The organism is Providencia sp. PROV003, from assembly GCF_045040775.1.
Classification (GTDB): Bacteria; Pseudomonadota; Gammaproteobacteria; order Enterobacterales; family Enterobacteriaceae; genus Providencia; species Providencia huashanensis.
Genome location: NZ_CP096369.1, coordinates 2,653,475 through 2,670,340, shown reverse-complemented (window position 1 = coordinate 2,670,340; position 16,866 = coordinate 2,653,475). Strand labels below are relative to the sequence as shown.

Sequence of the window (16,866 nt, the reverse complement as noted above, 5' to 3'; positions counted from 1 at the left end):
CCGAGCTTTAGAAATTTCGGGACGCCGAGTAAATAACGCCGCAATTGCGGCGTTATTTATTTCTAGGGTATTTATTTTTAGCCTTCGCTATTCTGGCAAAGAACTAATTTCCCTTCAGTAATTTTACTTACCACCACGTCGTTGTAACTGGTCACGCAAATTAGGTGGGGTACCACGAATAGTTAATGTATCAGTTACTGGGTCCCAAAAAATACGCTCCCCCATCAACATAGCATCGAAACTGATAGTGATCCCCCCTCCACTTCCTGAAAATTTGGTCAGTTGCTTTAGTGTTCCTCTATCAGCAGGAAAACTTTCTTCTAGTTGATAATCATTTTGACGTGCGAAATCATCAAAGCTTTGCTCTTCCACCATTGGCAACTCTTTTGCCAATGCCTGCAATTCAATTTCCTCGCCTGATTGAAGTTGTTCAGTGCAATAACTATGGACTTGCTGGCGGTACGCTTGGCGCGTATTTTTATCCATTTGAGCATTGTCACAAAAATCATCTAACGCTTGAACTAACCCCTTATTTTGTACTTTTGCGTTTAACCCTTCAGAAGCCGCCAAGAAATCCATAAAGAAATCAGAGACTTTACGCCCTACCCGCCCTTTTAAAAAGGTTAAATAACGTTTTGATTCAGGGTTTGTTTCCCACTCGGTTAAATCAATACGAGCGACAATATCCGCATGAGGTATATCTAAATAATGTGTCGTTCCTAAATCTAAAGTGTCCGTGACAAACATGCTATCGCAACTACTCAAAACTGAAATCAAAAGATATTCAACAGCAAGGTAGCGATACTGACAGAAAAGAACGATCCCCCCTTCAGCAAAGGGGTATTTAGCGAGTTCATCCTTTAAACGTACCGTCATCGCACGGCTGAAACCTAAAAACTCTTCTTCACCTTTACGCAGTAACTTTAAAGCATCAGCCAGTTCACTTTCTTCATTAAACTCACCGAATGCTTTACTTTTTGCACTATAGACTCGGTGTAATTCTGCCATCATGTCCTGTACGACATCATCCGCTGTTAATAAAGAATCCCGTAACATCACCTCAAGGGTTTGTTCATCTCGCTTAATCAACTGATGTAAAGCTATCTGGGTAATTTCCAGACTCATTGTTGGCTCCTTTTTTATAGCAGAAATATTGTCGCGCGTATTCAAACACTGATATTATCACTCTGCAATAGAAACTATCATTTGTTCTTTTTTCAACCTCAAAATGCTGAACTAATACGCACTTTACGAATCTGAATAAACATTATTATCACTTAAACGAAAATTTGTTGCGAAGAAAGAAGAAAAAACAGCAGCTATACGCTATGATATGGAGCTTTCATTAATTTAGGATGTCTCAATTTATGCCACAATCATCTCGCTATAGTGATGAAAAAGTTGAAGGTTTACTTTCTGACCTCGTGAGTGTGTTAGAAAAAAACCATACACCTGTTGACCTTTCCCTTATGGTGTTAGGTAATATGGTAACGAATCTGCTCAATACTTCTGTTGCGCCAGCGCAACGTAAAATGATTGCAGAATCCTTTGCAAACGCATTACTTTCTTCTGTTAAAGAAGATCAATCACACTAATTGATTAATGAAATAAACAGTATGGTCACCCACCTGCGCTACCGTGACAAAGTCTCTGCCATGATTGGTTGGGGACACTGGTTTGCACTATTCAATATACTGCTTAGTCTTGTACTAAGCAGTAGCTATCTGTTTATTTTTGATTGGCCAGATACCTTAACTGGTCGTGTTTATGCTTTCGTCAGTTGGTTAGGTCATTTTAGTTTTGTGGTCTTTGCCGCTTACCTACTCATTATTTTTCCACTGACCTTTATTGTGATGTCTCAGAGGCTACTGAGGCTACTTTGTGTTGCCCTTGCGACAGCAGGGATGACACTGTTAATTTTTGATATACGTGTTTTTAGTCAGTTCGGTCTTCACCTAACACCACAAGTTTGGGATCTCGTCATCAACCCAACCAAGGGGGAGATGGCCCGTGAATGGCAGTTAATGTTTATTAGCATCCCTATTATCTTTCTACTTGAGATGCTATTTGCCACTTGGAGCTGGCAAAAACTTCGTAGCCTAAACCGGCAAACTTTTGGTAAGCCGCTTGCGAGTATTTTTATTGTGACTTTTATTATGTCACACCTTATGTATGCTTGGGCTGATGCCAACTTTTATCGCCCTATTACTATGCAACGTTATAATTACCCATTATCGCAACCAATGACGGCACGTAAGCTACTTGATAAGTATGGTTTATTAAACTTAACCGAACATCAAAACCGCGTATTCCAACAAGGTAGCCCTACGGCATTGAAACTAAACTACCCACTAAAACCGTTAAGTTACTATGACCAAGGTGCTGGCTATAACTTATTGTTGTTAGTGATTGATGACCTCGGGGACAAGTCCCAGCAGGATTCAATGAATTCACTTAATGCGTTTAAAGAGATTAGTACGCAATTTACCAACCACTATACAACGGGTTTGCGTAACGATACCGCATTATTTGGCTTATTCTATGGAATATCATCAACTTATTTTGATAACATTTTAAACGGTAGGCACCCATCCGCTTTAATTTCGGCTCTGCAACACCAAGGTTATCAATTTGGTTTATTCTCGACCGATGGATTCAATTCACCTTTATTTAGGCAAGCTATTTTATCTGACTACTCGTTACCTGCAAAAACTGCAGATAACGACAATTTAACCATCTCACAATGGAATCACTGGCTAAGTAATTTGAAACACGATTCCCCTTGGTTCTCTTTCCTTAATATTAAAGGGGCCCCTGGTAGCGCAAAAACCAATGAACAAATTAACAGTGTGATGGCTACATTAAAACGTGATGGTCGCTTACAAAATACCATTGTTATCGTGACTGCAAATTACAATAACAATGGAAAAGCAGAAAATGAATGGTTGAATAATAAACGCTTCAATCGTGACAAAATGCAAGTGCCATTATTTATTTATTGGCCAAATACACCCGCTCAACAGATTGATAAGCTTACAAGCCATCAAGATGTAATGACCACGTTAATGCAGCGTTTATTACATGTAAACAACCCGCCTGATGATTATAGTCAGGGTGAGGATTTGTTTAGTAATCAACGCGTTTATCCATGGGTGATCACTGGTGACAATGATGATGTCGTTATTACTACCGATACCGCCACGCTCTATATGGATCATAATGGTCAGTTTAATATCTACGATAAACAAGGGGCTATCGAAAAAGACGAAAAACCAGATTTGGCTGAGCTGTTGAAAATTTTCACAGAATTAAAGCGTTTTAATGAGAATTAATGCTTAAATATCAATCAGTCGTATCATTAGTCTATTGCTTTTAGAGACAAATTGAGTAGTATAAAACAAAGTTCGGCATGTAGCGCAGCTTGGTAGCGCACCGTCATGGGGTGTCGGGGGTCGTAGGTTCAAATCCTATCATGCCGACCAACTTTTTATAGAGAAACCAACCGCTTAAGGTTGGTTTTTTTATGCCTAAATTTTAAGCGGGGTAAAATGGGGGTAAAACTCCATCGCAATAGTTTCTATTTCAATATCAAAGTGCCCCAACCACTCAAGCTGGCGTATTAGTGTTTATTTGCAGACATTGATAGGAATGAACCTAATACAAAAAAGTACTTAATAAGATTTGCTTCACGTTCCCCTGCTGGTTTTAATTCATGGTAACTAACCGTAAAGACCAAAATAAAGCCAAAATCCCCAATTAAGAAGCGTATTAAGATTACAAGCCTAGAAGTGATAGATTCCCACTGAGTATTAGGTTAGCAAGAGTACAAATTGAAGTGAACAAAAAGGCCGCATAAGCGGCCTAATACGGAATATAAGCTATACAGAAACTGTATTATTCAACCAGAAAATTGACATCTAAGCTACCGCGGTATTTTCCTGGAGCTATTTTTCCATTAACGCATAAAGCAAAGTTTAACCCTTGGATAAAATTTCCCCCAACGGAGCTATAAACCTGCTTACTTTTTGTATAATTAATGGCTTGAGAAGAGTCAGCAATACAAACTTCATCACCTTTAGCAGTCGCATCAATCGATGTGGCTATATAAGGCAAATCATCTGAATTTCCATCTAACGGGTCCAGCACCATTCCAGTATAATTTCCATCCACTAGAGCATTGTTTGGCTTAATAGAGATCAAATACTTACCAGTATCTGGACAATTAACATTAACCTGAGCAAGAGCATTAGCTAAATTCTTAGGACTTGGATAAGTCCCCGCTAACTGTACCCCGAAATCAATCTTCGTGTTTGTTATTGCGGATACTTTACATGTATCAACAACAAATATCCCCATGTACTGATGCTCACCAATAAATACCGCTTCAGATTTATCTTTAGGGTATCCATCTCCATACCTATTTCGGTGGGCCATCATAATAGTATCATCTGCAAGGTAGCGCCCTTTTTTTAAGGGCTGTGGAGCATATGCTGAATAACTTGTTATAACACCTGTAAATTTAGCGGGGTGAGTAAAAGTAGTATATAAAACTCCAGGTGTACCTGACTTAGGTTCGAGCCCAAAATCAAAATAACCACTATAGTTTATACCGTACGGCACATGGTACATACCTTTTGATGAGCTTATTTTAGAATGCCTTAATGAAAACGATGCAGTTTCCCAGCGCACTCCTGAACTCCAATCATAAGGAATATTATATCTAGCGTATGTAGTGGAAAACACCCCATTTATCAATAATATTATACGGTTGCTCTCATCAAATTCATTAAATAACGAGATCCCATAGGCTCCTTCTTGAGGATAGTAGGCAAATGCTGAATCAGGACCTTCCCTCCACTTCCATGTAATCAACTCAATAAATGGGAAATTTGGAAGTATATCACTGTTATTTAAAACCTGTTCAAAATAAACAGTACGCACAGGTGGGGAAACCTCACCTAAATACCCGATTGCTCCCACAGGTACACGTAAATCATTAGCATGAGAAGTAGCTATAATTCCTCCTAGTATTAATGCCACCGCCGACAACAAACCATTTATACACTTATTCATAGATGACCTATTATTTTTAATAATTTCACGTTTTATTAATTATATGGCTCTTTTCCTATTTGAGCATGAAATAACCACATAAGTTACAACAAAAAATTACACCAATCATGCGTTATAACAGAGTTAAACACCAAGATAATAATTAAAAATAGTACATACACTATAAATAACAACATTGAAAAATCACTTAAAGACCGGCCTGTATAACACCAAAACACCGCCCATACACAATAACCCTAGAGCCTGTGCCCTATTTTTCCCCTTCATTTCCTGCTCTTTCAACTATTCTTCACGGAATTGCTCATCAAGTGAAAAATAGCCACATAAAACTCTCTACAACTTATCGCGGTAAGCTTTAACAAAGATAATGATCGATATCTCAGAGGGATAAAGGTATAGGCAGGCGGTCATTACAGCATGTCGACAGTTGCGACTAATAACACTGTAGGTAATTAAAAGCTCGTTAGTAGCACCATTAAATTTAAGGACCGGAATATCGGGAAGCTCTAATTATATTCTCTTCCACTTGGCTTTACCGCCTTGTAGCGCCCAAACTCAGTAAACCACTTTTGAGCTTCTATGGCTTTTTTACTATTTCCTCCACATGTTCAGATTCTTCTTGTCCTAGTTCAGTGGCAACTTTTCTATCTTTCGCATTCAACTCACCAACACCTTCCCTACCGTTCAATAAGTAGCACACAGATATCGTCATTAATAAGTCATCAGAAGGGTGAGTGATATCAGACTCGGGTGTGCCTACGTTCATTTTGTTATCAAGCCACTCAAAGTGGCGATAGATAATTGCGCTTGTTGTACGGTAATGTTCATTCTCAATTGGACCCACCAGCAGTTTCACGCCTTCTTGTGATTCAATCCAATTTGTCACTTCTAATTTTTAATTATCATTAAGAATTAGTATTGATTTACCTTTAGCGATAAAAAACGAATTAACGAGTTTAAAGTGTTAAGGTTCACCCCCTATCATAATATTTTTTATATATAAACCAATTAGTTATAGTTATCTCCTTATTCCTAAAGTTTACTAATGGTAAATCCTAGTAAAACCACTTCAATATTTATTTTAGCTGATAAAGTGGCAATTTCCTTTCCATCTCTGAATACTCTCAGCCTCAGTATATCTCTAGTATATAGATATACTCACCGGTACTGACCATCACATAACACATAAATAGTGCTGATTTATATATAACTTTGATTAAAAGTCATTTTTAGATTTGCTTGTCATTTCAAGTCAACAGCTTTAAAAAGAGATAAGAGAGCATAAGATAAACATTATGATAAGGCACCAAAAGTGACAAATTTATCTGTAATATAACTTATCACTTTTAGCTAGCTACTTTATTTGCTAACATAAGTAACACTGAACAGTTTATAATTTACACTATAGTAGGTTACTTATTATTTTTATAAATGTAGATATATAAACTACAAATACTGTTACTATTTAGTTGAACGATTAATGAGCAAAACAATGTCATTTTTAAAAAGTAAAACGGTATTAAGCATATTAGTTTTATTTACATTTTTTTCAATTATACATTATTCTATGGGTTATCATTTTAAGCCATTTTACGTCATCGCAATTACTGGGCTGATGGTATACCTGAATCAGTATCGTAAACTATATATAGCTATCATATTGTTCTATTCTTTCATTGCATGTTTATACTTTCCTGTTGGTGTACTTTACGGACCTCCTGATTATAATATTTTTTCATCTTTCTATTATACAAATACTGAAGAAGCTAAGGGCTTCATCACTAATATAAATTTAAAATATTATATCCTATCTGTACTTATTCTTGTCTTTGGCATACTAATATGTCAACTTAAGCTAAATACAAAGAAAATAACAAATATTATATCATTATCAATTTTTGTAATTATAACGATAATACAGCCCGTTAAAGCGGTTTATAATAATAGTATTAAACTGGTTTTAACATCAGGGTTGCCTGAAATTCGGTTTTTCACTGAAAGTTTATATTATTTAGATTACTTAGCAAAAGAAAAAAAATCTATCGAAGGAAATGACTCTTTTAGCAATGTTAGTGCAAACAATCCGTATGATACTTATGTTATCATTATTGGTGAAAGCGTTCGCCGTGACTTTATGCATAATTATGGTTTCCCAATCAACAATACTCCTTTTATGGATAGCATTAACGGTGTATTTTTTAATAACTATATTTCTGCCGCTGGTTCTACAAATCTCTCGTTATCGAGAAGTCTTTCAATATATCCCAAAATGCCCAATAATATTATTACACTAGCAAATAAGGCTGGGTTTTATACCACTTGGATTTCTAGACAAGGACAAAGTGGAAAACACGATGGCCCTGTTGCAACTATAGCAAAGAGAGCAGAACAAACTTACTTTGTAGGCGGAAAATCAAATATTGCTACAAATGTATCATCTGAGGATGGACCTGTTATTGATAAGTTTATACATTCCTTAGATAACCCCACACAGAAAAAACTGATTGTGATCCATTTGATTGGTAGCCATTCACCATTTTGTGCGAGAATTTCAAATTCATATCAGCAGTTTTATAAAAGCAAAGATTTATCTTGCTACGTACAAAGTATAAAAAACACTGATCTACTACTGTCTCAGATATATTCAGAATTATTAAAGAGCAAAAACTCGTGGTCTATGCTCTATTTTGCAGATCACGGTCTGTCTTTTATTGATAATCAACAAGATTTAATTCATGGTGATAAACGTAAACAAAATTTTGAAGTCCCTTTATTTATTACATCTTCTAATTCTGTTGACCGTGAAATAATATCAGTACAAAGAAATGGGCTTAATTTATTTCAATTATTTGCAGAGTGGTTGGGTATTAATGCTAATAATATAAAACCCACATGTAAAATGCTATCCAATAATGATTGCAAAGGGCAAAGTAATGTGATCGATTTTGATCAACACATTATTGATTTTAATAAACTACCAAATGATGATATAAAATACCCATACCAGTATCACTAAAATATTCGTAGCCATTAGTTTATGTTTTTAGTCGATGAGTTCAACGCCTAGTCGGCTGGGTAACCCTAGTGCTTCAAAACGTGAAATTTTCGCCTTGACTAGGCTAGTTTAGAATACTTTTCAATTAGGTCTATAGACAGGTAAGATTTTACACGATCGAATAAAGCCCCCAGTAATTGGGGGCTCTTAATAGAGTAGTCCTTATTACTAAGGTTATTGATAAAGTAATTGAATTTATTTAACCAATTTACACGTACGGCCTTTATCGTCAGAGGTTTTTCCGTTTACAATATCATCCTCTGATATGGTTGCTAAATTAAATTCATTCTTACCTTTAGACCACAATTGAAAGCTTTCACCCGTATATCTTGCACCACTTGCACTTGGTGCCTCATTCAAGACTATAATTTCACCGGAATATAAGATTACTGCGATTTTATCATTTGGGAATGACGCTTTAATTTTCTGACCTTCACAGTTATAAGTATCTGTTTTAGCGGCCAGTGCAGGCTGTGCCATGAAAATAGAAGCTAAAATAATAGCAGGGATAAATTTAATTTTACTCATGTAATGCTCCATCATATAAAAGTATTAAATCCGTTAATGATTTTAAACTCCTATATTGAGTAAAATAATAAGACAATTCCGTAACCAAAGATCTGCATTATATTCGATATTCAGAATCAAGCCCCCCAAAAGAACAAAAAATACCTTAGTGGTTTAGTAAGTTCAGACTAATTAGTTAGGTGAGCATCTTTTTAAATTCTACATAGCTCCGCTTATTTAAATGTGACTAGGTGTAGGAACTTGAATATCCAACATAATAAACCAATGTGTCGAAAAAATGCGAGCATTTCAAAAACAGCTGACTGTTCAACTGATTAATCTAAGAATAAGACTACTCATTACATAATATATTTATCATATGCTATTGCTATAATTTGAAAAAACTTTTTGGGGTACCAATGAAAAAATTAGCATATATGTTTTTACTTATATCCACATACGCTCTCTCTGATAGTAACAATGACACTAGCCTCATTAAAGATGGCATGAAATCAATAACATCATCAATAACAAGTTCAAGTAAAGATGCACTATCCGGATTCAAGGAAGGTATTGATGAAGGGAGAGCTTCTGGGAGCAGCGTTGATGGTGCTATTATCATTTACGACTTGGAAAACCTGAATAAATACACTGAGATAAAAGTATTAAAATCTGAAAAAACTGCTGATACTGAGTATCTGCTGACATTAGCTATAAAAAATAAATCAGAGTCAGCAATTCGCTTAACAAATTTTGATGATAAAAATAACATTTATATCTTAGACCAAGATGGGTTTACATCTTATTTAAATGGGGTTCAAAGTGATATTAGTATTCCCAAAAGAGCGGCATCTAAAGTGAAGCTTAAGTTTTCAGAAGTAGATGATGCTCCTTCAATACTAAGGCTATATGACCTAGATGTAAAAGTACCACCTGTAAAATAACTGATTTATTCCTTGTTTTTTTACTCTCACAATAAAAACGGTCTACATTGTATAAGGCGCGTTTTTATTGTTTTATTTCCAGTTTAATCATCTGTCAGCCCCCTTATCTTGTAATATTGTTTTTAACCATATTAGATTTTATTAATACAAATACAGTAAGTATTTAAACTTAACAATAGCCGATACAGTGAAAATAATTAGAACAGTACTAAAAACAAGATCAAGGTGAGAGAAAAATGTTAAAAATCAATCTTATCGATAGATATTTTGGGAACATATCCATAAAGCGTTGGCGTATCGAATCCGCTATTGATTCATATGTTGGTGAGTTAATCAGGGGATATTAATACCCGCTATAGCTTTCAATACTCATAGTTATAGCCGTGTTTATTTGCTATTTTAATCATATAATCGGTCTTGTCACCAAAAACAATAATTCTATAGATTGATAACAACTTATTGATTTCATGGGACTAAAGACTAAACTGTGATTCCATTTACACAAAGGCAGGCTCACAATAGCTAATGAATATAAATTTCAGATTAACCACATCTCATGATGTGAGCGCTATTTTTCTTATTGATACTGTAGCAACACCAGAAAGACTGCTGGAAATCACGCAGTGGGTAAAGCAAAATGCGTGTTTTGTATTAGAAGCAAATGATGAAATATTGGCTTATGGTGTATTAACCCATCATTTTTATTCACATGGTTTTATTGAATTATTAATGGTAAATAACAAATATCGGCGTCAAGGCTTTGGTCACATACTGATTAATAAATTAAAAGAGCAAAGCAAAACGGATAAAATTTTCACATCGACTAATCAGTCAAATCTGGCTACACAAAAGCTCCTTGAGAAAACTGGCTTTGTTCCTAGCGGCTATATTGATAACCTAGACGATAATGACCCAGAACTCATTTACTACTATAACCGAGTTAAAACTATCTAGGTACCCTTATTATAACAACGAATTATCCATAATCCTCTGTTGTAACTGATGAGCAAAAAGCTGATATGCGTCATCACAAATGGCGCTAGGATAACTTAATACTTCGAGCTGATGAGGCTTATTTTCTGGGTAATAGCTTGGATGAGTATGCGAGTATCGATTTCGTTGAAACCCGCAATGTTGATAAAATTTGAGCCTTTTTTTGCTTATCTCATCAATTACAGGGTCAATTTCAAGAATAACTTTACCTACATTCCCGCAAAATTGTTTCAATACTTTTTGACCATATCCTTGCCCTCTTAATTCTGCGGAAATAGCAAAGTGCTCAATATAGAAATAATCATTAATTTTCCAGCAACCTATAAAACCAACAAAAATAGAGCTATTAGCAAAGTAATATAAGTAATAGTCATCTTGGCCTAATACTGCTTTACGCCCTTGATAACTTCTCTGTTCGTACAAAGGAAATGCCTTATCATAAAGTTGATTAATGGCATTTATTTCCTCAATATTTTCCCTCGACATACGGCTAGATCGTAACATTTAGACTAAACTCACTTTAATAAACCCTGTTTTTTCTTAAGAATACGGATTTTTTGTTGCCTGACAACCCGTTTATTGCCCTAAGCAGCGAAAGAAGTAACATTAACTTTTTGTTTTATATTAATATTATTCTGACTCTATTTTTACCAATAAAATATTTACTTATCGATATTGACTTTTCACACTGATACATTTAAAAATACTGTATATTAATACAGTCCTTACTAGAGGTCATTATGTTACGGATTGAAGTGTTATTTGATAAAAATGCACCACAGAAACCAAGTTCAACTGTTTTACATGCTCTTGAGTCTGAGATCTTACGTAAACTACAGAATCAGTACCCAGATATGGTCACTCGAGTTGGCTTTAGCTCTCAACAACGTGTAAATATTTCAGGTACAAAAATATCGGAGGATAAAACTCGTATTGAAGAAATATTGGAGGAAATTTGGATGGATGACGGCTGGGTTCCCGAAGAAATTACAGAATAATCGGTACCTAAATAAAGGAATGCTGTTTACTACTAACTCATTCCTTTATTTTTATAAAGCTAAAATTCGTACTAAAGCTTGTTAAGCTATTTACCCCAATCATTGGCCTGTTAACCTACTTTTTGCCTATATTCCAATTAAGTTATAACGCCCTATCCCAGTATTTAGCATGAGCCCCATTCATACCGTAATCACATTCATTTATTAGTAAATTTTTTTCCTTAAAAAATCCTTAATAACTTTTAATAAACTTGTTTTATCTTTTTTATTATCTGCAATCTTAATTTGAGAAATACATTTTTTTAGTTCTGTACAAGTTGAGATCTCACTTATCGCTAGATTTGAAATACTTACAACTGGCATTTTATTATAATCTTTAGTAATAAAAGTCAATGTTATCAGGATAATTACAATGAATATTGCTACTCCATATAAGGTTTTTTTCATTTTAATGCCCTTATTCTTAGTATGTAGGATAATCATAAACAGACTATTTTTTTATACCTTAAAGAGCGGTTAAACTATCCTTAAGATAAGCTTAAATCTAGTTAAGCCAAGAGTTAGATATGTTGTTTGTCAGTGTTTGAATGCTTATACTTGTAAGCAGAGGTGATAAAATGAATATCCTTTTAGTAGAAGACGATCTCCAACTGGGGAAGGCGCTTTGCCGAGGGCTGGAACTTGCTGGATTCAATCCATGTTGGGTACGACTACTGGCTGATGCAAAGCAACAACTCGCTTCTCGGAATTTTGATTTGATGTTATTAGATTTAGGCTTGCCAGATGGTGATGGTCATCAGGAGTTAATTGCATGGCGTAATGCGGGGGAATCTATCCCAATTATTATTCTAACGGCTAGAAATCAAATGGATAATTTGGTTTCCAGTTTAGATTCAGGTGCAGACGATTTTTTGACGAAACCATTTGCAATGCCAGAGCTTATTTCTCGAGTTAAAGCAGTTAGCCGCCGTATGGCTGGGTTTTCGTCTGAAATATGGCAATTAGATAACCTACAATTAAATCCAGTTAATCACCAAGTTTCACTTAATGGTCAATTACTTTTTCTATCTGGTAAAGAATATTTACTATTGTATGAATTAATAAGAAATGCCGATAACGTTGTTAGAAAAGTCGACTTAGAGCAACGTCTATTTGGTGTAGATGATATAGAAAGCAACTCCTTAGAGGTTCATATTCATAATCTGCGCCGTAAAATAGGAAAAGAGCGTATTATTACTATCCGAGGTATTGGTTACTTATTAAAAAAGAAGTACAGCCATGAAGGTTAAATCATTTTTTATTTATACATTCGGTTTACAAATTACCTCTGTCATTTTTTTATGGTTGTTATTAGTTGGCTGGTTACAATTTTATTATTGGCCAGCTATTCATGACGAATTAAATGAACAACAAAATATAATTACACAAGGTTTCGCTAGAACACTCAGCGTGGTTTCCGATGACCCTGAACAATTCAATGAAATAGCTGATAGCTTACAAGCCTTATATATGGAAGCCATGGAAAATGGGGATGATATAAGCTATCGCCCATTCATGTTAGTAAGGGATAAACAAGGAAATGTTTATTATCGCAATAACGATAAACTGCTTGTCCCATCTCTTAAATCAGTAGCCGAACTAACGGCTTTACATAAAGATTGGCATTTTACCTCTGCATGGAATAAAAATAACACGTTTGAAATCGTCATTGCTGAATCTTATAGTGATAGAAAATCTTTGTTAGGTACTCCTGCTGAAGGCACGGCTATTCCACTCGCTTTTATTTTAGGGATCATGCTACTTGCTATGTTAATTACCGCATATTTTAGCCTGCGTCCTTTAAGGCAATCCGCAAAACTTATTTCTAGCCGTCAGCCCGGTAATTTAACGCCGATAGAAACCAAAGAACAATACAAAGAAATTCGCCCTATTATTGCTGCTATTAATAATTTAATGGCACGTGTTGATGCCGCAAACCAACGAGAAAAACGCTTTATGGCAGATGCTGCTCATGAATTGCGTACTCCGATTGCAGCCGTTATCGCCCAATTACACTTATTAATGCAGATCGACCATCCGAAAGAAAAAGAAGAAATTATTAATGACATGCAAGAAACATTAAATCGTGCAGCGTCACTTTCCCATCAACTAATTGACCTTGCCCGTTTAGAGACTGAGGATTTCTTATTAAATAAAGAAAATATCGACCTACCTATGCTCATCAGTAACTTAATTGCCACTCATGTACCTTATGCTATTAACAAAAATATTGATGTCGAGCTTCAAAGCTCTGATTCCTTTAATATACTCACCGACAAGCTTGCTTTGAGTAATATTTTTACTAACCTGATTGAAAATGCGATTAAATATTGTCCTAAAGATGGGAAAATAAAAGTTACCCTAAAAGACCTTACTCCCTTTGGTGCCACTATTTTAGTTCAAGATAATGGACGCGGCATTCCCGAAGAAAGTCGACAGCTTATTTTTTCCCGTTTCTATCGAGTACCGGGAACAATGGAAACTGGGAGTGGGTTAGGCTTATCCATAGCCCATAACTTAGCAACAAAAATAGGCGCAGTGATTAGAGTGACGGATGGATTAGAAGATAAGGGTATCGGGTTTATTATTGACTTACCCTAAATCCAATTATGTTATTGACTTAACAGCATAGCTTCTACTTAACCTTTACAATAGCCTCTTTAAGTTAATATACTTACAATATAAAGAGGCAATAATGTCCAATGCATTAATAATTATTGATCTTATCGAAGAAATAATTGGTAAAAATGGCTTATCTAACTCAAGTTATCAACAAACTCAATCTCGTAAAATAGTCGAAAAAGCAAACCAAGCAGCAAACCATGCACGTAATCATAATATCCCGATTATTTGGGTTAAAGTTGGCTTTGCGGATAATTACCATGATATACCTGCCGGCTCCCCCATGTTTCAGCACGCTAAAAACATAGGCGCTCTAAAATTAAGTGAAAATGGCTGTAATTGGGTAAATGACTTAGAAGTTCATTTTCGCGACCTAGTAATGATTAAAAAAGGTGTATCCGCATTTGCTGGTAACCAGCTAAATAAATGGCTAACGGATAATAACATTACACAGCTATTTATTGGCGGAGTCAGTACAGTAAAAGCGATTCAAAGTAGTGCCAGACAAGCTCATGACTTAGGTTACTATGTCACAGTTTTAGAAGACTTATGCGCAGCCCCAACACCTGAGCTTCATGAGCAAAGTCTTGAGGCATTAGAAGGATTGATATCGATTTCTTCTGTTAAAGAATTTATGCAAATAAAATAATCAATCCACCTCCATATCTGCTTATTTTATTGGGTTTTTTGTAGGTAAATTTCACGTAGCCGGATTGCAATTTCTCCCGGCTCACCTTTACCAATAACTTGATTGTTTACTTTTACAATAGGCCAAACTAATGTTGTCGCTGAAGTAATAAATACCTCTTTTGCTGCTAACATATCATCTAGTGTAAAAGCCTTTTCAATAAGCTCTATTCCCTGCTCCCCAGCAAGTTCAATAACAGCCCGGCGAGTAATTCCAGGTAAAATTATATTACTCAAGCCTCGAGTTTGTAGTTGATTATCACGATTCACAATAAAACAATTACTAGAACTTCCTTCTGTAATATAACCATCTTTAATAAAAACAGCATCATCAGCGCCTTGCTGCCTAGCAAATTCTTTTGCCATTGACGCCGCAAGCAATGAAACCGTTTTAATATCACAACGTTGCCAACGAATATCTTCCACTGTGACCACTTTAATTCCAGTCTTAGCTTTTACGCTATCAATAATATTCATCTGTTGTGCGAATAATACTAAGGTTGGCTTAATACCTGTCTCTGGATATAAAAAATCACGTACTTTTGCATTACCACGAGTCAGTTGTAAATAAATAAGCCCTTCTTGTAAGCTATTTTGTTGAATTAACTGCAAATGAATCTGTTTTAACTCCGCTACGCTACAAGGCATTAAAAGTTGTAGCTCCTTGCATGAACGCTGTAAACGAGCCATGTGATGTTCAAAATCAATTAGCTTACCATTGATAATGGCCGTCACTTCATACACGGCATCTGCGAAGAGAAACCCCCGGTCAAAAACCGATACAGACGCTTGTTCTTCAGGTAAGAACTGACCGTTAACATAAGTAATCATTGAGATAGATTCCTTTATCAATCAACTTTTATCTTTTATAAGATTAACCATACACCATATTGAAATTAATGCTTTTTATCCCTTCACATATTTCATTTTTGTATGATTATTTCTCGTAGGTTTGCAGGCAAATACACTTGAACCCATTTACGCCATTTCAGCTTAAAAATATATTTAAAAATTAAAATATATTTTATGTATCACCTTGACATTAACACACTGAAAGCTAAAATAGCCTTAAGTGATCTGGATCACATTTTCATATTCGGAGTCAATGATGAATAGCATTAAAGAATTTATCAGTAGTGTACAAGAAGTTGTTGAATTGCTGTCAAAACGTTTTATGTAACTTATTTTTTAATCAACCGAACCGTTTATTTACCTCATCATTAGCGTTAATTTGCATAGTTTTTGCATAACGACCTTGAAATCAAGGTCGTTTTTTTTATTCAAAAACATTTTCAATAACTTCCGCAACTATTGCTGTTCCAACCGCAACAAGAAGCAAGTCTCTTCCACTTATTTTCCATTCATAACCTACATACACTGGTAATTGAGAGGTGAAACCCGCTGGTAGTGATTTCTTAGCAATACCTGGAGGAAGTGGTTTCCCCCGACTAACTTGTTTAGCAATACCCGGTGGTAAACCTTGATATCCGGTTAAACCATATTCAATTGCTAAAGGCCTAACGTTACCAAAACTCACGGTAAAATTAACATTAGCATTTCTTTGCTTGTCATAATATTTATTGGATTTAGCATTATTTTTTGCTTGGACATGAGCCCCTTTATTATTACCATGGATTTTCTGATGTCCCTTGCCATTTCCGGCGCCATGATTACCATTCCCTTGTCCCTGATTACCATTCGGGGATGAGTTAGCTGCTAATGGCGTAATAAAGACCGCAGGCAATAAGATGAACTGCAAGAGAAACAAACATGCCGATTTTTTCAATTTAAATGTGTTCATAACAAGCTCCTACAGAATTAGACCTACGTCGTGTAATTTATAGAACATTATGCTTAGTAATGAACCACCACAATCAGATAATGCTTATCGTAAGTAATGTTATGTAAATGTTATCCATTCACCTAACTTACAGAATACCTTCATTTA

Annotated in this window: 17 protein-coding genes and 1 tRNA gene; 10 read left to right on the top strand and 8 right to left on the bottom strand. The window is 35.4% G+C overall.

Annotated elements, in window-relative coordinates:
* Nucleotides 1–123 precede the first annotated feature (123 nt).
* Entirely contained in the window at nt 124–1,125 is a 1,002-nt protein-coding gene (gene yejK, locus M1F14_RS12090) for a nucleoid-associated protein YejK (RefSeq protein WP_181468570.1), read from the bottom strand.
* Nucleotides 1,126–1,367: 242 nt separating this feature from the next.
* Between yejK and M1F14_RS12085 the strand changes: the two genes are divergently transcribed.
* The 3 genes from M1F14_RS12085 (at nt 1,368) to M1F14_RS12075 (ending at nt 3,482) form a co-directional block, all read left to right on the top strand.
* A complete protein-coding gene (locus tag M1F14_RS12085; protein ID WP_004911940.1) occupies nt 1,368–1,595 on the top strand; it encodes a YejL family protein in 228 nt (75 codons plus the stop codon).
* A gap of 21 nt (nt 1,596–1,616) precedes the next feature.
* Entirely contained in the window at nt 1,617–3,332 is a 1,716-nt protein-coding gene (gene yejM / locus M1F14_RS12080) for an LPS biosynthesis-modulating metalloenzyme YejM (RefSeq protein WP_042843396.1), read from the top strand.
* 73 nt (nt 3,333–3,405) lie between these two features.
* Nucleotides 3,406–3,482, top strand: a tRNA-Pro gene (locus M1F14_RS12075).
* A 412-nt stretch (nt 3,483–3,894) separates the two neighbouring features.
* On the opposite strand, the gene M1F14_RS12070 is transcribed toward M1F14_RS12075, so the two are convergent.
* The gene (locus tag M1F14_RS12070) at nt 3,895–5,073 is read right to left on the bottom strand and encodes a hypothetical protein (protein WP_048607467.1); all 1,179 of its coding nucleotides are present in this window, start codon (nt 5,071–5,073) and stop codon (nt 3,895–3,897) included.
* 577 nt (nt 5,074–5,650) lie between these two features.
* Entirely contained in the window at nt 5,651–5,959 is a 309-nt protein-coding gene (locus tag M1F14_RS12065) for a hypothetical protein (protein WP_052219272.1), read from the bottom strand.
* Between the two features lie 606 nt (nt 5,960–6,565).
* Here M1F14_RS12065 and M1F14_RS12060 point away from each other — a divergent pair.
* On the top strand, nt 6,566–8,089 hold the full coding sequence (locus M1F14_RS12060; protein WP_181468571.1) for a phosphoethanolamine transferase: 1,524 nt from the start codon (nt 6,566–6,568) through the stop codon (nt 8,087–8,089).
* A 234-nt stretch (nt 8,090–8,323) separates the two neighbouring features.
* Here M1F14_RS12060 and M1F14_RS12055 read toward each other — a convergent pair whose 3' ends face one another.
* On the bottom strand, nt 8,324–8,656 hold the full coding sequence (locus tag M1F14_RS12055) for an MliC family protein (RefSeq protein ID WP_042844381.1): 333 nt from the start codon (nt 8,654–8,656) through the stop codon (nt 8,324–8,326).
* Nucleotides 8,657–9,054: 398 nt separating this feature from the next.
* On the opposite strand from M1F14_RS12055, the gene M1F14_RS12050 reads away from it, so the two are divergent.
* Both M1F14_RS12050 and M1F14_RS12045 read left to right on the top strand, forming a co-directional pair.
* Nucleotides 9,055–9,579 (top strand): hypothetical protein, encoded by a 525-nt coding sequence (locus tag M1F14_RS12050; protein WP_042844382.1) that lies wholly within the window; start codon nt 9,055–9,057, stop codon nt 9,577–9,579.
* Between the two features lie 525 nt (nt 9,580–10,104).
* Nucleotides 10,105–10,533 (top strand): GNAT family N-acetyltransferase, encoded by a 429-nt coding sequence (locus tag M1F14_RS12045; RefSeq protein ID WP_042844383.1) that lies wholly within the window; start codon nt 10,105–10,107, stop codon nt 10,531–10,533.
* A gap of 9 nt (nt 10,534–10,542) precedes the next feature.
* Here M1F14_RS12045 and M1F14_RS12040 read toward each other — a convergent pair whose 3' ends face one another.
* Nucleotides 10,543–11,076 (bottom strand): GNAT family N-acetyltransferase, encoded by a 534-nt coding sequence (locus M1F14_RS12040; protein WP_042844384.1) that lies wholly within the window; start codon nt 11,074–11,076, stop codon nt 10,543–10,545.
* Between the two features lie 236 nt (nt 11,077–11,312).
* Here M1F14_RS12040 and M1F14_RS12035 point away from each other — a divergent pair, with 236 nt between their 5' ends.
* Nucleotides 11,313–11,570 carry a DinI-like family protein gene (locus M1F14_RS12035; RefSeq protein ID WP_042844385.1) on the top strand — a complete coding sequence of 86 codons (258 nt, stop codon included), beginning with the start codon at nt 11,313–11,315 and terminating at the stop codon, nt 11,568–11,570.
* Nucleotides 11,571–11,774: 204 nt separating this feature from the next.
* Here the strand turns inward: M1F14_RS12035 and M1F14_RS12030 are convergent, their stop codons facing one another.
* The gene (locus M1F14_RS12030; protein WP_129466086.1) at nt 11,775–12,017 is read right to left on the bottom strand and encodes a hypothetical protein; all 243 of its coding nucleotides are present in this window, start codon (nt 12,015–12,017) and stop codon (nt 11,775–11,777) included.
* A gap of 170 nt (nt 12,018–12,187) precedes the next feature.
* Between M1F14_RS12030 and M1F14_RS12025 the strand changes: the two genes are divergently transcribed.
* The 3 genes from M1F14_RS12025 (at nt 12,188) to M1F14_RS12015 (ending at nt 14,880) form a co-directional block, all read left to right on the top strand.
* A complete protein-coding gene (locus tag M1F14_RS12025; protein ID WP_042844387.1) occupies nt 12,188–12,859 on the top strand; it encodes a response regulator in 672 nt (223 codons plus the stop codon).
* Nucleotides 12,849–14,210 (top strand): HAMP domain-containing sensor histidine kinase, encoded by a 1,362-nt coding sequence (locus M1F14_RS12020; RefSeq protein ID WP_181468572.1) that lies wholly within the window; start codon nt 12,849–12,851, stop codon nt 14,208–14,210. The genes M1F14_RS12025 and M1F14_RS12020 overlap by 11 nt, the downstream gene beginning before the upstream one ends.
* Before the next feature lie 94 nt (nt 14,211–14,304).
* On the top strand, nt 14,305–14,880 hold the full coding sequence (locus tag M1F14_RS12015) for a cysteine hydrolase family protein (RefSeq protein WP_042844391.1): 576 nt from the start codon (nt 14,305–14,307) through the stop codon (nt 14,878–14,880).
* Between the two features lie 26 nt (nt 14,881–14,906).
* Here M1F14_RS12015 and M1F14_RS12010 read toward each other — a convergent pair whose 3' ends face one another.
* Together M1F14_RS12010 and M1F14_RS12005 are read right to left on the bottom strand one after the other, a co-directional pair.
* Nucleotides 14,907–15,755: a D-amino-acid transaminase gene (locus tag M1F14_RS12010; RefSeq protein WP_181469341.1), complete on the bottom strand. Its 849-nt coding sequence runs from the start codon at nt 15,753–15,755 to the stop codon at nt 14,907–14,909.
* Between the two features lie 439 nt (nt 15,756–16,194).
* The gene (locus tag M1F14_RS12005) at nt 16,195–16,719 is read right to left on the bottom strand and encodes an anti-virulence regulator CigR family protein (protein WP_048607476.1); all 525 of its coding nucleotides are present in this window, start codon (nt 16,717–16,719) and stop codon (nt 16,195–16,197) included.
* Nucleotides 16,720–16,866: the final 147 nt, after the last annotated feature.

What these genes read in the sequence shown, in the direction of transcription:
- yejK (WP_181468570.1), bottom strand. Translation starts at nt 1,125, where the DNA reads ATGAGTCTGGAAATTACCCAGATAGCTTTACATCAGTTGATTAAGCGA.
- M1F14_RS12055 (WP_042844381.1), bottom strand. Translation starts at nt 8,656, where the DNA reads ATGAGTAAAATTAAATTTATCCCTGCTATTATTTTAGCTTCTATTTTC.
- M1F14_RS12085 (WP_004911940.1), top strand. Translation starts at nt 1,368, where the DNA reads ATGCCACAATCATCTCGCTATAGTGATGAAAAAGTTGAAGGTTTACTT.
- M1F14_RS12060 (WP_181468571.1), top strand. Translation starts at nt 6,566, where the DNA reads ATGTCATTTTTAAAAAGTAAAACGGTATTAAGCATATTAGTTTTATTT.
- M1F14_RS12070 (WP_048607467.1), bottom strand. Translation starts at nt 5,073, where the DNA reads ATGAATAAGTGTATAAATGGTTTGTTGTCGGCGGTGGCATTAATACTA.
- M1F14_RS12025 (WP_042844387.1), top strand. Translation starts at nt 12,188, where the DNA reads ATGAATATCCTTTTAGTAGAAGACGATCTCCAACTGGGGAAGGCGCTT.
- M1F14_RS12020 (WP_181468572.1), top strand. Translation starts at nt 12,849, where the DNA reads ATGAAGGTTAAATCATTTTTTATTTATACATTCGGTTTACAAATTACC.
- M1F14_RS12040 (WP_042844384.1), bottom strand. Translation starts at nt 11,076, where the DNA reads ATGTTACGATCTAGCCGTATGTCGAGGGAAAATATTGAGGAAATAAAT.
- M1F14_RS12005 (WP_048607476.1), bottom strand. Translation starts at nt 16,719, where the DNA reads ATGAACACATTTAAATTGAAAAAATCGGCATGTTTGTTTCTCTTGCAG.
- M1F14_RS12015 (WP_042844391.1), top strand. Translation starts at nt 14,305, where the DNA reads ATGTCCAATGCATTAATAATTATTGATCTTATCGAAGAAATAATTGGT.
- M1F14_RS12035 (WP_042844385.1), top strand. Translation starts at nt 11,313, where the DNA reads ATGTTACGGATTGAAGTGTTATTTGATAAAAATGCACCACAGAAACCA.
- yejM (WP_042843396.1), top strand. Translation starts at nt 1,617, where the DNA reads ATGGTCACCCACCTGCGCTACCGTGACAAAGTCTCTGCCATGATTGGT.
- M1F14_RS12030 (WP_129466086.1), bottom strand. Translation starts at nt 12,017, where the DNA reads ATGAAAAAAACCTTATATGGAGTAGCAATATTCATTGTAATTATCCTG.
- M1F14_RS12045 (WP_042844383.1), top strand. Translation starts at nt 10,105, where the DNA reads ATGAATATAAATTTCAGATTAACCACATCTCATGATGTGAGCGCTATT.
- M1F14_RS12050 (WP_042844382.1), top strand. Translation starts at nt 9,055, where the DNA reads ATGAAAAAATTAGCATATATGTTTTTACTTATATCCACATACGCTCTC.